13 protein-coding genes are annotated in these 11,856 nt (G+C 59.4%); 9 read left to right on the plus strand and 4 right to left on the minus strand.

Translation table 11 applies throughout. The features are described from left to right. Nucleotides 1–21: 21 nt before the first annotated feature. The 4 genes from AC0J6G_RS05575 to AC0J6G_RS05590 all read left to right on the plus strand — a co-directional run bounded on the left by AC0J6G_RS05575 (nt 22) and on the right by AC0J6G_RS05590 (nt 4,137). The gene (locus AC0J6G_RS05575; RefSeq protein WP_475252039.1) at nt 22–729 is read left to right on the plus strand and encodes a type 1 glutamine amidotransferase; all 708 of its coding nucleotides are present in this window, start codon (nt 22–24) and stop codon (nt 727–729) included. A 251-nt stretch (nt 730–980) separates the two neighbouring features. Further along, complete coding sequence (locus tag AC0J6G_RS05580; RefSeq protein ID WP_475252041.1) at nt 981–2,390, plus strand: circularly permuted type 2 ATP-grasp protein; 1,410 nt, start codon at nt 981–983, stop codon at nt 2,388–2,390. Between the two features lie 2 nt (nt 2,391–2,392). Beyond that, nucleotides 2,393–3,343, plus strand: a complete 951-nt coding sequence (locus tag AC0J6G_RS05585; RefSeq protein WP_160084806.1) for an alpha-E domain-containing protein — start codon at nt 2,393–2,395, stop codon at nt 3,341–3,343. Then, complete coding sequence (locus AC0J6G_RS05590; RefSeq protein WP_475252043.1) at nt 3,340–4,137, plus strand: transglutaminase family protein; 798 nt, start codon at nt 3,340–3,342, stop codon at nt 4,135–4,137. Before AC0J6G_RS05585 ends, AC0J6G_RS05590 begins: the two co-directional genes overlap by 4 nt. Before the next feature lie 220 nt (nt 4,138–4,357). On the opposite strand, the gene AC0J6G_RS05595 is transcribed toward AC0J6G_RS05590, so the two are convergent. Beyond that, nucleotides 4,358–5,092, minus strand: a complete 735-nt coding sequence (locus AC0J6G_RS05595; RefSeq protein WP_475252045.1) for a phosphoadenylyl-sulfate reductase — start codon at nt 5,090–5,092, stop codon at nt 4,358–4,360. A gap of 189 nt (nt 5,093–5,281) precedes the next feature. On the opposite strand from AC0J6G_RS05595, the gene thrH reads away from it, so the two are divergent. Continuing rightward, nucleotides 5,282–5,899: a bifunctional phosphoserine phosphatase/homoserine phosphotransferase ThrH gene (gene thrH / locus AC0J6G_RS05600; protein ID WP_411186584.1), complete on the plus strand. Its 618-nt coding sequence runs from the start codon at nt 5,282–5,284 to the stop codon at nt 5,897–5,899. A 197-nt stretch (nt 5,900–6,096) separates the two neighbouring features. Here the strand turns inward: thrH and gnd are convergent, their stop codons facing one another. Then, entirely contained in the window at nt 6,097–7,131 is a 1,035-nt protein-coding gene (gene gnd / locus AC0J6G_RS05605) for a phosphogluconate dehydrogenase (NAD(+)-dependent, decarboxylating) (RefSeq protein WP_475252048.1), read from the minus strand. A gap of 337 nt (nt 7,132–7,468) precedes the next feature. Between gnd and cynS the strand changes: the two genes are divergently transcribed. The 3 genes from cynS to AC0J6G_RS05620 all read left to right on the plus strand — a co-directional run bounded on the left by cynS (nt 7,469) and on the right by AC0J6G_RS05620 (nt 8,984). Continuing rightward, complete coding sequence (gene cynS / locus AC0J6G_RS05610; protein ID WP_475252050.1) at nt 7,469–7,936, plus strand: cyanase; 468 nt, start codon at nt 7,469–7,471, stop codon at nt 7,934–7,936. Nucleotides 7,937–8,103: 167 nt separating this feature from the next. After that, complete coding sequence (locus AC0J6G_RS05615) at nt 8,104–8,286, plus strand: DUF2790 domain-containing protein (protein WP_475252052.1); 183 nt, start codon at nt 8,104–8,106, stop codon at nt 8,284–8,286. Between the two features lie 38 nt (nt 8,287–8,324). Further along, nucleotides 8,325–8,984, plus strand: a complete 660-nt coding sequence (locus AC0J6G_RS05620) for a carbonic anhydrase (RefSeq protein WP_475252054.1) — start codon at nt 8,325–8,327, stop codon at nt 8,982–8,984. A gap of 98 nt (nt 8,985–9,082) precedes the next feature. Here AC0J6G_RS05620 and cynR read toward each other — a convergent pair whose 3' ends face one another. Then, nucleotides 9,083–9,994, minus strand: coding sequence for a transcriptional regulator CynR (cynR, locus tag AC0J6G_RS05625; RefSeq protein WP_475252056.1), 912 nt, complete (start codon nt 9,992–9,994; stop codon nt 9,083–9,085). Nucleotides 9,995–10,338: 344 nt separating this feature from the next. On the opposite strand from cynR, the gene AC0J6G_RS05630 reads away from it, so the two are divergent. After that, nucleotides 10,339–11,232 carry an MBL fold metallo-hydrolase gene (locus tag AC0J6G_RS05630; protein ID WP_475252058.1) on the plus strand — a complete coding sequence of 298 codons (894 nt, stop codon included), beginning with the start codon at nt 10,339–10,341 and terminating at the stop codon, nt 11,230–11,232. 96 nt (nt 11,233–11,328) lie between these two features. Here the strand turns inward: AC0J6G_RS05630 and AC0J6G_RS05635 are convergent, their stop codons facing one another. Continuing rightward, nucleotides 11,329–11,712, minus strand: a complete 384-nt coding sequence (locus AC0J6G_RS05635; protein ID WP_475252060.1) for an ArsR/SmtB family transcription factor — start codon at nt 11,710–11,712, stop codon at nt 11,329–11,331. Nucleotides 11,713–11,856 lie beyond the last annotated feature (144 nt).

Below are 11,856 nucleotides of genomic sequence, written 5' to 3' on the forward strand. Positions count from 1 at the left end.
GCTTTGCTTCAGACTTGGCGCATGACCGATATCCTGATTTTTACCCATATTGATTACTGCCCACCGGCCCATTTGGGCAAGGTGTTGGAGCAGGCGGGTCATCCATTCTCAGTGTTACGCGCTGACCTCGGTGAGCTGAACGGCATTGATCTGGACCGGCCCAAGGCCGTAGCCATCATGGGCGGGCCGATGAGCGTGAATGATCCGCTGCCCTGGCTGGCCACCGAGGTCGCCGCGCTGCAGCATTTTATCCGCCGCGATATTCCGCTGATCGGCCATTGCCTGGGCGGCCAGCTGCTGGCCAAGGCCCTAGGTGCAGACATTACGCGTATGCCCTATACCGAAAGCGGCTGGCAGCCGCTAAGCCGCCTCGATCATGCTGCGCCCAGCCCCTGGCTGCAGCACCTACCTGAGCAGTTCCCAATCTTCCAGTGGCATGGCGACACCTTCGCCATTCCCGAGGGCGCGCAACCCTTACTGAGCAGCCCCTGGTGCAGCAATCAGGCGTTTGCATGGGGCGACAAGTTGCTGGCCCTGCAAGGCCATCCGGAAATGGACGAAGCCTTGGTCCGCCAGTGGCTCGGCGACTGGCATCACCTGCTGGATGAAAGCCAACCCAGCCAGCAGAGCCGGGTGCAGATGCTCGAAAACCTGCCGGCCAAAGTCGCCGAGCTGAATCGAGTCGCCGAAGGCTTCTATCGCCACTGGCTGCAACTGGCTAGGCTTTGATGCTCCGGTAGGGTGGATGACGCTCTACCCATCCACCAGTGGTTGCCTGGTGGTGGATAAAAAGAGTGTTATCCACCGCACGGACTGGCCGCCTTAAAATGGCGCGCCCTGCGACTTGGCGGTCACGATTGCGCCCTGGCTTGGTGCGTTATTCGCGCGTTAAATACTCAAGCTATTGATCTAAAACATTTTTGTTGTATGGCGCGAGCCTTGCAAAGCTGACTCCATGTCCGGGTGACAAGGAGTACGGCATGGCCCGCACCTTTTATGACGAGATGTACGACGCGAGTGGCGCTGTTCGCCCGCACTATCAAGCCTTTGCCCGCTGGTTGGCGGATACGCCGGATGAACTGTTGGCCCAGCGCCGCCGGGAAGCCGACCTTCTGTTTCACCGCGCGGGTATCACCTTCACCCTGTACGGCGACGACCAGGGCACCGAGCGGCTGATCCCATTCGACATCATCCCGCGCAGCATCCCCGCCAGTGAATGGCGCATCGTCGAACGCGGCTGCATCCAGCGCGTGCAGGCGCTGAACATGTTCCTCGCCGACCTCTACCACGACCAGCGCATCATCAAAGCCGGGATCATCCCTGCCGAACAAGTGCTGGCCAACGAGGGTTACCAGATCGCCATGCAGGGCCTCAACCTGCATCGTGGCCTGTATGCCCACATAGCCGGGGTCGACCTGGTGCGCGATGGCGATGGCAGCTATTACGTGCTGGAAGACAACCTGCGCACGCCCAGCGGCGTCAGCTACATGCTCGAAGACCGCAAGATGATGATGCGGCTGTTCCCCGAACTGTTTGCTGCGCAGCGCGTGGCGCCGATTGATCACTACCCGAACTTGCTGCTCGACACGCTGAAGTCCTCCAGCCCGCTGGATAACCCCAACGTCGTGGTGCTGACGCCGGGGCGCTTCAACAGCGCCTATTTCGAGCACGCCTTCCTTTCCCGTGAAATGGGCGTTGAACTGGTCGAGGGCGCGGACCTGTTCGTGCGCGACGACAAGCTGTTTATGCGCACCACCGCCGGGGCCAAGCAGGTGGACGTGGTCTACCGCCGCCTCGACGACGCTTTCCTCGACCCGCTGGCCTTCAACCCCGACTCCATGCTCGGCGTGCCTGGCCTGCTGGCCTGCTACCGCAGCGGTAACGTTGTGCTGGCCAACGCCATCGGCACCGGGGTGGCGGACGACAAATCCATTTACCCCTATGTCGGCGAGATGATCCGCTTCTACCTGGACGAAGAACCGATCCTGAAAAACGTGCCGACTTTCCAGTGCCGCAATCCGGTGGAGTTAAACCACGTGCTGGCCAACCTGGAACACCTAGTTGTCAAGGAAACCCAGGGCTCCGGCGGCTACGGCATGCTCGTAGGCCCGGCCGCTAGCAAGGCGGAAATCGAAAACTTCCGCGCCCGGCTGATCGCCAAACCCGAGGCCTATATCGCCCAGCCGACTTTATGTCTCTCGACCTGCCCGACCTTTGTCGACAGCGGCATTGCGCCTCGGCATATCGATCTGCGGCCGTTCGTGTTGTCCGGCAAGGAAACCCGCATCGTCCCCGGCGGCCTGACCCGCGTCGCGCTGCGCGAAGGCTCGCTGGTGGTCAACTCGTCCCAAGGTGGCGGCACCAAAGACACCTGGGTGGTGGAGGACTAACCATGCTTTCAAGAACTGCCTCTGATCTGTACTGGATGTCGCGCTACCTGGAGCGTGCGGAAAACCTCGCGCGCATGCTTGAAGTCAGCTACTCGCTGTCGCTGATGCCGCAGGACGGGCGCGGCGATGGTTTGGAAGAACTGGCTTTGCCGCTGCTTATTACCGGCACCCTGGATGATTACCTCGAGCGTCACGGCCCGCTGCACGCCGAACGCATGCTGCACTTCTTCGCCCTCGATGCGACCAACCCGGCGAGCATCTACTGCTGCCTGCAGGCCGCGCGCAGCAACGCCCACGCCGTGCGCGGGCGGATCACTGCTGACATGTGGGAAAACATCAACGCCACCTGGCTGGAAATCCATGGCATCGCGCAGCAAGGCCTGAGCCGCTACGGCATCAGCCGTTTCTGCGAATGGGTCAAGGAGCGCTCGCACCTGTTCCGTGGCGCCACCTTCGGCACCATCATGCGCGGGGACCCGTACCGCTTTATCCGCCTTGGCACCTTTATCGAGCGCGCCGACAACACCCTGCGCCTGCTCGATGCGCGCTATGAAATGCTTGGCGAAGACATCGACGAAGTCGACGGCCGCCCGGCGCGCAGCTACTACCAGTGGACCGCGCTGCTGCGCGCACTGTCCTCGTTCGAGGCGTTTGCCGAGATCTACCGCGGTTCGCCCGGTACGCGCAAAGTCTCCGAACTGCTGCTGCTACGCGCCGACGTGCCGCGCTCGCTGCGTGCGTGCATGGACGAACTCAGCCTGATGCTCGCCAGCCTGCCTGGCGACAACGGCCGCCCGGCCCAGCGCCTGGCCGCCGAACTGGAAGCGCGGCTGCGCTACACCAGCATCGAAGAAGTACTCGACGAGGGCCTGCACGCCTGGCTCACCGATTTCATCCTGCTGGTCCGCCAGCTGGGCCAAGCCATCCAAAGTTCCTACCTGGAGGTCGCATGAGACTGTCCATCAGCCACGACACCACCTATCACTATGAAGATCAGGTGCGCACCAGTATCCAGTACCTGCGCATGACGCCGCACGACAGCGAGCGCCAGCACGTACTCAGCTGGCAGTTGACCCTGCCGCGCCCGGTGCGCGCCCAACTCGACCCCTACGGCAATATCCTGCATGTGCTGACCATGGATGAGCCGCACGAATCCATCGTCATCGGTGCCCGTGGCCAGGTGGAAATTGACGAAGCGCGCGAGGCCGAGCACGAAAGCCAGTCGGCCCTGCCGTTCCTGCGCTTTACCCGCCTGACCGAGGCCGACGAAGCCCTGCGCGAATTCGCCAAGCTGCAGAGCCGCAGCCGTCCTGACCGTAGCGGCCTGATCGATCTGATGCACGCCCTCAATGCGCATATCCGCTACCAGCCGGGCAGCACCGCCGTGGAAACTAGCGCCAGTGAGGCCTTCGCCGGTGGCAAGGGCGTTTGTCAGGATCATGCGCACGCTTTCCTGGCCTGTGCGCGCAGCCTGGGCGTTCCGGCGCGTTATGTCTCGGGCTATTTGTTTACCGACAGTGAGGATCACCTGGCCAGCCACGCCTGGGCCGAAGCCTGGCTGGATGACGCCTGGTACAGCTTTGACGTGACCAACTGCTTGGCCAAACCGGAGCGGCATTTGAAGTTGGCCGTGGGCCTGGATTATCTGGACGCCTGCCCGGTACGCGGCATGCGCCGAGGCGGCGGCACTGAACAGATGCATGCGCAGGTGGAGGTTGCCCCGCTGGTGCGGGTGCAACAGCAATAAGAGTGCTGCGCAGGCTTTAAACGGTGGATGGGGTGGCAGGTTGGAGTGCGTACAGCGATACCCATGCTATCGATGTGGTGGGTGTCACCGCTGCGTGATTCGATGTACTCACGCGGTGGATACGCCCGATGCTGTGCGTCGGGCGTTTTGAACATCTGTCAGAGTTGCTGAGAAGGTTTGCATGCCGCTCAGGACTCAATGACGGCCCTGCGTTCGGCCATCAGTGCTTGGCAATCAGATTGCCGGCATGCAGACCGCACTCTTTCTGCGTGGCTTCTTCCCACCACCAGCGGCCTTCGCGCTCGTGCTGATTGGGCAGCACTGGGCGGGTGCAGGGTTCGCAACCGATGCTGATAAAGCCGCGTTCATGCAGGCTGTTAAAAGGCAGCTCCAGCATGCGGATATAGGCCCAAACATCCTCGCTGCTCATCTGCGCCAGCGGATTGAACTTGTACAGGGTGTTATCCGCTGTGGAGAAGGCGCCGTCGAGCTCGACCGCTGCAACCTGGCTGCGGGTGCCCGGGCTCTGGTCGCGGCGCTGGCCGGTGGCCCAGGCTTTTACTGTGGCGAGTTTGCGGCGTAGCGGGGCGGTTTTGCGGATGCCGCAGCATTCACCGTGGCCATCCTTGTAGAAGCTGAACAGACCCTTCTCTTTGACCAGGGGCTCCAGTGCAGCGGCTTCAGGTGAAAGTATGTCGATGCTGATGCCGTAGTGCTCGCGCACCTGATCGATAAAACGATAGGTTTCCGGGTGCAGGCGGCCGGTGTCGAGGCTGAAGACGTTGACGTTCTTGTTGAGCTTCCAGGCCATGTCGACCAGCACCACATCTTCTGCGCCGCTGAATGATAGCCATAGCTCATCACCGAAGTGCTCGAATGCCAGTTTGAGAATGTCCTGGGGCGACTTGTTGGCATAGCTCGCCGCCAGTTCGGCTGCATCGAAGGGATGGCTCATCGGGCTGAATTCCTAGTTAGGGTGACGTTGCGCGTCATGTGTGGCGATGGTAACAAAAGCCGGTTATACGACTAAATAACCAAGTGCCGTAGTAGAGCTTTGATTTGGGTATAAGGCTCTGCGTTGCAGAGCTATGGGGGAGCGGCTAGAGTGCCGCCTTCTCTAATAAATCCAAGCTAGGAGTGTCCTGTGGAAATCGCTTGTCTCGACCTGGAAGGCGTGTTGGTCCCGGAAATCTGGATCGCCTTTGCAGAAAAAACTGGCATCGAATCGCTGAAAGCGACCACCCGGGATATTCCGGATTACGACGTGCTGATGAAGCAGCGTCTGCGTATTCTGGATGAGCACGGTTTGAAGCTCTCTGACATTCAGGAAGTGATCGCGACGCTCAAGCCTTTGGAAGGCGCGGTGGAATTTGTTGATTGGCTGCGTGAGCGTTTCCAGGTGGTGATTCTGTCGGACACTTTCTACGAGTTCTCCCAGCCGCTGATGCGTCAGCTAGGTTTCCCGACGCTGCTGTGCCACAAGCTGATCACGGATGAAACAGATCGCGTGGTGGATTATCAGCTACGCCAAAAAGACCCTAAGCGTCAGTCGGTGCTGGCCTTCAAGAGCCTTTACTACCGGGTGATTGCCGCGGGTGATTCGTACAACGACACCACCATGCTGAGCGAAGCCCACGCGGGTATTTTGTTCCACGCCCCGGATAATGTGATTCGCGAGTTTCCGCAGTTCCCTGCAGTACACACCTATGAAGACCTCAAGCGCGAGTTCCTCAAGGCGTCTAATCGCCAGCTGAGCCTGTAATCAGTCAGCGCTGAAGCGCCGGTAGTTCAGGCTGAGTGAGACTTAGCGGTTTGAAGGTAAGTTGAGACAATGCCCCATCGGTTGATGGGGCATTGTCGTTTATGGGCGATGTTCAAGGCGAAGGTGTCAGCCATACCGTGTGTTTGCGCCAGCTCTGCAGGTGTGCAGTGTTGGCAGGGCTTGCTCGCTGCCCCCGTTTATTGCTCCGCCGCGGGGGCTTGATCGGGCTTTTCGCCATGGCCGCCGAATTCATGGCGCATGGCTGACTGCAGGCGGTTAGCAAAATCAGCCTCGCCGCGTGAGCTGAAGCGCGCATACAACGCGGCGCTCAACACTGGCGTGGGCACGCCTTGGTCGATGGCTGCCTGCAGCGTCCAGCGGCCTTCGCCGGAGTCCGAAACCCGCCCTGAGTAACCGGCCAGTGTTGGGTTCGCTGTCAGCGCTTCGGCTGTTAAGTCCAACAGCCACGAGCCGATCACACTGCCGCGACGCCAGACTTCAGCGATCTCGGGCAGGTCCATCTGGTAGTGGTAGTGCGCGGGGTGTCGTAACGGCGTGGTTTCGGCATCAACGGCCTGCTTGCGCAGGCCGATATTTGCGTTGTGGAGTATATTCAGCCCTTCGGCATAAGCCGCCATCACGCCGTATTCAATGCCGTTGTGTACCATTTTGACGAAGTGGCCGGCGCCGTGTGGCCCGCAATGCAACCAACCTTGATCCGCCGTGCTCTGGCCTAAGCTGCGCCCCGGTGTTGCCGCTGCGCTGCTCGGCCCTGGGACCAGCGTGGTAAATACGGGCGCGAGCTGCAGCACCGACTCATGGCTGCCACCGATCATCAGGCAATAGCCGCGCTCCAGACCGGCAACGCCGCCGCTGGTTCCGACGTCCATGTGGCCGATACCCCGTGCGGCTAAGGCCTCGGCACGGCGCAGATCATCGTGGTAGTGCGAGTTACCGCCGTCGATAACGAGGTCGCCGGGGTGTAGCAGGGGCGTCAGTTGTTCGAGTAGGCCCTCGACGACCGCTGCCGGCACCATCAACCAAACCGCTCGGGGCGCCTGCAACCGTTCAATTAACTGCTGCAGCGATGAGGCGTCAGTAGCGCCCAGTCCGACCAGGTGGACGCTCGCTTCAGGCGCGTGGTCATGCACCACGCACTCGTGGCCGCCGCGCAGCAGGCGGGTCACCATGCTGGCGCCCATACGGCCGAGGCCGATCATGCCGATCTGCATCGCTGTACTCCTTTATGGGGGGAACCGCATTGCAAGCAATGCGTGGGCTTTGCCGGTATCGCCGGCAATTAAGAGGCGCCTGGGTTGGCGCTGCGGTCGACTGAGGCGTTTTAGGCGTAGGGCCTCGCGTCGCACTGTGCGGTTAGCTGGCGTGGATGTCTGTTCGTTGCCGAACCCATGGCAATGGCCCTCAACCAATTGCCTTTGGTTGCAGGCGGTCTGCTGTGCCTATCTATAAGTTTTGCTTATGTTTTAAATTGTATATGCGTCTTTGACGCTATGGGTCTGTCGGCCGATCATGGCTTCACACCCAAGCAAGCCCGATAGGAGCAGCACCATGCAACAGTCCCACGCTTACAACGACCCTAGCCTCGCGCTGACCACTGAAATTCTCGATGCCAAGGCGCGCAAAAATCTATCCTGGCAGGACCTAGCCGACGGCACTGGCCTTGGTTTGGCTTATGTAACGGCGGCATTGCTCGGCCAGCACCCGCTGCCGGAAAGCGCTGCCAAAGTGGTTGGCGACAAGCTTGAGTTGGACGCCGACGCGGTAGCCCGCCTGCAAATTATTCCTTTGCGCGGCAGCCTCTCGGGTATTCCGACTGACCCGACCATCTACCGCTTCTACGAAATGATCCAGGTCTATGGCACCACGCTGAAGGCCTTGGTGCATGAGCAGTTCGGCGACGGCATCATCAGCGCGATCAACTTCAAGCTGGACATGAAGAAGGTCGACGACCCAGAAGGCGGCTCCCGTGCCGTTATCACGCTGGATGGCAAGTTCCTGCCCCTGCGCCCGTTCTGATTCCTGCGCGCCCTCTGTAAGTCAGGCCCGCAGTTCGGCGGGCCTGCTCAAAAACCTGCACTGATTTCATCTGCCAACATTGTGATGGAGGATTACCGGTGAAAAAAATTCTGATAGCAGGCCTGTCACTGACAGCCTCTGTATCGGCCCATGCCGAGGAGTCGAGCGTGCCAGCGCACGCCGTCACATACACCTACGGTATGCACTTGGATATTGCTCACGTGCTGCGTATTTCCTCGGCTGCCGACACCTGCGGACCGACGCCAGCAGAAATGACCTACCGCGACTCAAAGGGTGAGATTCATGTGCTGCAATACAGCCTGTATGGCACCGGCTGTAGCGATTCATAGCCACTCAACCCTTCAGACGTTATCGACAGGACCATCCCATGAAAGCGCTTATTGACGGGTTTCTGAAGTTCCAGAGCGAAGCCTTCCCGCAACGTTCCGACCTGTTCAAACACCTGGCCACCACGCAACACCCAGGTACCTTGTTTATCACGTGTTCCGATAGTCGTGTGGTGCCGGAACTGCTGACTCAACAAGAGCCCGGCGAGCTGTTTGTGATCCGTAACGCAGGCAATATTGTGCCGTCCTACAGCCCGCACCCCGGTGGCGTGTCGGCGACAGTCGAATACGCCGTCGCGGTGCTAGGCGTGAGCGATATCGTTATTTGCGGCCACTCTGATTGCGGCGCCATGACCGCGGTTGCCACGTGCACATGCATGGACCATCTGCCCGCCGTGAGCGGCTGGCTGCAACATGCTGAGTCGGCGAAAGTCATCAACGAATCGCGCGTTCATGCCAATGATGCGGCGAAAGTCAGCTCAATGGTTCGGGAAAACGTGATCGCTCAACTGGCCAACATTCAAACGCACCCGAGCGTGCGCCTGGCCCAGGAAAAGGGTGCGTTGAACCTGCATGGCTGGGTCTATGACATTGAAACCGGCTCAATCGACGCGCTGGACAACGACAACCGCTCGTTCAAACCGCTGGCTGAGTGCCCGGCCACTTGCGCGGTACCGGCACGCTCAGCCGTTGCGGCCTGACGCGCTTGTGCCGTGTTTGGCGTGTGAGCAAGCACCGCGGCCGTTGCCGGCTGCTCAACGGCTTATCGTCAACTGAGTAGAGCGCTGCACGCAGCGTTCTATAGCGGCTTGGCTGTACTGGACTGTTCTTGCCCCAACGCCGAGTCCAGCATTAGGTTCATAAAAGCCTCTGACGCCGCGCTGTGGTAGTTGTTTTTACGCCGCAGCAGCGCGGCGCCGCGCTGAGGCGCATCGTCTAGCAATGCCAGTTTGCGCAGGGCGCGGTCTTGAGTGGCAATGGCTTCGGGCAAAATGGTGGCGACGCTGGTGTGCCTAATCACCTCCAGCAGGGTATTTACCGAGTTGACCTCAATCACCACCTTGGGTGTGATATGCGCGTTGGCGAAAAACTCATCAATACAGGTGCGCGTAATAAAGTCCGGTGTCAGCAGGGCAAACTCCAGCTGGGCGAGTTGTTCAGCGCTCAGTGCGGTTTGGCTGTCGAAGAGGGGGTGATCACGCCCCACCATCAGCGCCAGGGTTTCGGTAAACGCCGGTAGTGATTCAATGTCAGCATTCCTTACCTGATCAAATGCAATGGCGATGTCCAGTGAGTCATTCGCCAGCCCCGTTTCGATGTCGCTCATCGACAACTCGAAAATCTGCAAATGGATATTGGGGTACCGCGCGATGTAAGCGCGGACCAGTGGCCCGACCAGGTAGGCCATAAACGTTGGCGTCATGGCCAGTCTCAGGCTGCCGCGCGACAAATCCTTCACGTCATGCAGCGCCCGCTTGCCCGCTTCCAGTTCCACCAATACCCGACGGGCCGATTCGATATAGGCCTGCCCCGCATCGGTGGGTTTTACCGTGCGCGAGGTACGGTCGAATAGGCTGACGCCGAGGGTCTCTTCCAGTTGGCGAATCTGCTGTGACAGGGTCGGTTGGGATACATGCAGCACCTCTGCGGCGCGCGTGAAGCCACCGTTATCCGCAACCGCCAACAAATAGCGCAGGTGTCTTAGTAGCATCAGAGTCAAAACCTATAGGTAATACATATGCGCGGTATTTTATATCGTTAATTATCCTATAGGTAGGCGTGAGCAGTTGCGCGTCGTGCAAGACGCTTAGCGAGCTATGGGCAACGTTGACAGTTATTTTATGGTACGAGTATTATCGTACCTTCAGGCGCTACTGCCTGTCGTCCTGCTGTATACAGGTGTTAGGGCTACAGTCAGTCGGCTGCACATTTATAGCGAATATGAGGGAGAGCACGATGAGTAAGCATTGTTGGGGCGCACTCAGTGCCATTGTTGCTGGGGTGGCGCTGGCCTGTTCTGGCTCTATGGCTGTGGCAGCGGAAAAGACGCCGCGCATGAACACGGAAAGTGCTCAGGTGCCTGGCTACTATCGGATGGCATTGGGCGATGATGTCACCGTAACTGCCTATTATGACGGCCCGGCGTATCTGCAAAACGCGGTGCTGAAAAATGCTGACGGCCTGGATCTGGATGGGCTGTTGCACGCGATGCATGTACCCGTCAGTAAAGAGGGCGTGCAAACCTCGGTGAATGCTTACTTGGTTCAGCAGAACGGGCGTTTTACGTTGATCGATGCCGGTGCTGCTAAATGCTTTGGCGATACCTTAGGTAATTTGGTCGATAACATTCAGTTGTCTGGCATCAGCCCGAATGAGATTGACGAGGTCATTGTCACGCACATGCACCCAGACCATGCCTGTGGTGCAACGAACCCTGACGGTACAGTTGCATTCGTTAATGCTGAATTCGTAGCGCCCAAGGACGATGCGGATTACTGGCTGAGTGAATCAATTGCCAGCGCTGCGCCCGAGGCGGATCGTGCTTTTTTTGAGGCGGCCCGACGCACCGTTGCGCCTTACAAGGCTGCCGGTAAATTCCGCACCTTTGCAAAAGGTGAGTCCCCAGCTCCTGGCATTGAAAGTGTCGATGAGGCGGGTCATTCGCCAGGCATGACGGGGTATCTGATTGGCAGCGGTGATAAGAAGCTCTTGGTCTGGGGCGACGTTGTTCACAGCCATGCGGTGCAATTCAAGCACCCCGAAGTGTCTGTGGTGTTCGATCATGACCCTGAAGCGGCCATTGCTACCCGTAAGCGCATCCTGAAGTCTGCGGTGCAAGGCAAGCTGTGGATTGCGGCGGCCCACTTGCCGTTTCCTGGTATCGGCCATGTGGTGACGGATGGCGATGCTTATCGCTGGGTGCCCGTAGAGTACGGTCCAGTTCGTTGAGTTGAGTTGCAAAGGCCGCCTGGAGAAATAGCCCGGCGGCCCTTTGCGGTGTCTATACAAACCGGGCGCGCACACGAATGCGCGTTGCGCGCCTCGCTACGATAGGTCATGGCCAAGGTACTGATTAATCGCCTCTGACGTGAGCGTGTCGTGCGCCAACGGCTGCAAAATAGCGTCGAGTAAGCCAGGGAAGCGAGCGTTCAGGTCATCGCGGCGTAGCGAAAGTCGGTATTCACGCCCGACGCGTTGCTGCCATACCACACCGCTGTCTCGCAAAATCCGCCAGTGATGGGTCATGGTGGATTTGGGTATGTCGGACAACACGTCGCAGCACAGAAACTCATCGCCCTGCGCAATCACATGAACGGCGGCGAGTCGGAGCGGGTTACCCAGTGCTACAAAAACATGCTCAAGGCGAATCAACTCGCGAGAGGGGTGATTGGCGAGCATATTCTTGCCGAGCGCGGTTTTTTCAGTCATGGCCTGCGGGTGCCTATGCTGGAGTGTTGGCGCGCGATTCTAGCGTATATCGCGCTTCCCCTGAGTAGTCGCTCGCTTGTAATTGTGCCGTTGCCGGCGGTTGCCGATCAGCATCAGATCAGCAGCGTCAGGGCGCCTAATGGC

The organism is Pseudomonas sp. TS_SC_3, from assembly GCF_056156225.1.

Bases quoted from the DNA above. Each gene is read 5' to 3' on its own strand.
- AC0J6G_RS05575 (WP_475252039.1), top strand. From the start codon at position 22: ATGACCGATATCCTGATTTTTACCCATATTGATTACTGCCCACCGGCC.
- AC0J6G_RS05580 (WP_475252041.1), top strand. From the start codon at position 981: ATGGCCCGCACCTTTTATGACGAGATGTACGACGCGAGTGGCGCTGTT.
- AC0J6G_RS05585 (WP_160084806.1), top strand. From the start codon at position 2,393: ATGCTTTCAAGAACTGCCTCTGATCTGTACTGGATGTCGCGCTACCTG.
- AC0J6G_RS05590 (WP_475252043.1), top strand. From the start codon at position 3,340: ATGAGACTGTCCATCAGCCACGACACCACCTATCACTATGAAGATCAG.
- AC0J6G_RS05595 (WP_475252045.1), bottom strand. From the start codon at position 5,092: ATGAGCCATCCCTTCGATGCAGCCGAACTGGCGGCGAGCTATGCCAAC.
- gnd (WP_475252048.1), bottom strand. From the start codon at position 7,131: ATGCAGATCGGCATGATCGGCCTCGGCCGTATGGGCGCCAGCATGGTG.
- cynS (WP_475252050.1), top strand. From the start codon at position 7,469: ATGCAACAGTCCCACGCTTACAACGACCCTAGCCTCGCGCTGACCACT.
- AC0J6G_RS05620 (WP_475252054.1), top strand. From the start codon at position 8,325: ATGAAAGCGCTTATTGACGGGTTTCTGAAGTTCCAGAGCGAAGCCTTC.
- cynR (WP_475252056.1), bottom strand. From the start codon at position 9,994: ATGCTACTAAGACACCTGCGCTATTTGTTGGCGGTTGCGGATAACGGT.
- AC0J6G_RS05630 (WP_475252058.1), top strand. From the start codon at position 10,339: ATGAACACGGAAAGTGCTCAGGTGCCTGGCTACTATCGGATGGCATTG.
- AC0J6G_RS05635 (WP_475252060.1), bottom strand. From the start codon at position 11,712: ATGACTGAAAAAACCGCGCTCGGCAAGAATATGCTCGCCAATCACCCC.